Annotated in this window: 2 protein-coding genes; both read right to left on the reverse strand. The window is 46.3% G+C overall.

The window, feature by feature from the left end:
- Nucleotides 1-271: type II secretion system protein (locus tag A3757_RS03180; protein WP_156491660.1), on the reverse strand; the 271-nt coding region annotated here is incomplete at its 3' end.
- A partial coding sequence (locus tag A3757_RS03185) for a prepilin-type N-terminal cleavage/methylation domain-containing protein (RefSeq protein ID WP_231878200.1) occupies nucleotides 271-887 on the reverse strand: 617 nt, incomplete at its 5' end. The genes A3757_RS03180 and A3757_RS03185, both read right to left, overlap by 1 nt.

The following is an 887-nucleotide window of genomic DNA, read 5'->3' on the forward strand; positions in this document are numbered from 1 at the left end:
TTGCAGCGACAGTGGGAATAAACTCAATACATGAGCCGCCACTAAGCGTTTGAATACTATTCGGTAAAGCTAATCGTAGTTCTCTACTTAGCTTCTCTGATACCACCCAAGCAATGGCAGATATTTTACCGCGCTCAGAGGCATCGATCATGCCCTCCGTAGTTCGACCGATAAATCCGGCAATTCCTACACCTAGAATACCTATCACGACAATCGTGACAATCATCTCGATTAAGGTAAATCCTTTAGAGTCATTTAAGGGGCGCGACATTAGAAGTTCCCCTTATAAGCGGCAAAGGTCATCGTACTTTGGCCCGGTGGCGTTATCGAAATAGTTATTTTCTTGGCGTGATTCGTTGCACTCGCTGACACTAAGTTAGCGGTATCGCACGCCACACTAATAGAAACACTATAACTGTCATAAGAACTATCTAAACCTGCAGTTAAGCTGACCGGTGGAGCATCTGTCAAACCATCATAGTCATCCACATCGTTATAGACAGAGCGAGTTTCCAGGACGCCCCCGGGTGAATCCGGCCCCAGATCTGCTGCTGTACAACCTGGGCTCGCGACCATCGGCACACCACCCACGGGCGTAGCGTGGTCATAATTCTTTGATAATATTTCGTCAAAATATAACTGTGTCAGCTTTAAGGTCTTATTCCTCCAAAGGGGGTCAGCACTATGTTTCATGGTAAAACTGAAAGAGTTCAGCACTGCAACCATAGCAATCGATAGAATCACAATAGAAATGACGAGTTCAACCAAGGTGACGCCTTGCTGTCGGCTTAAACTTCTTGAACGAGTAACATTAGCTCTCACGGGCATGCCCCCGACGATTCGTAAACAAAACCCGAGGAGGAGAAGCAAATACGATGGGTTTTCGT

The sequence above is a fragment of the Oleiphilus sp. HI0117 genome (assembly GCF_001635235.1).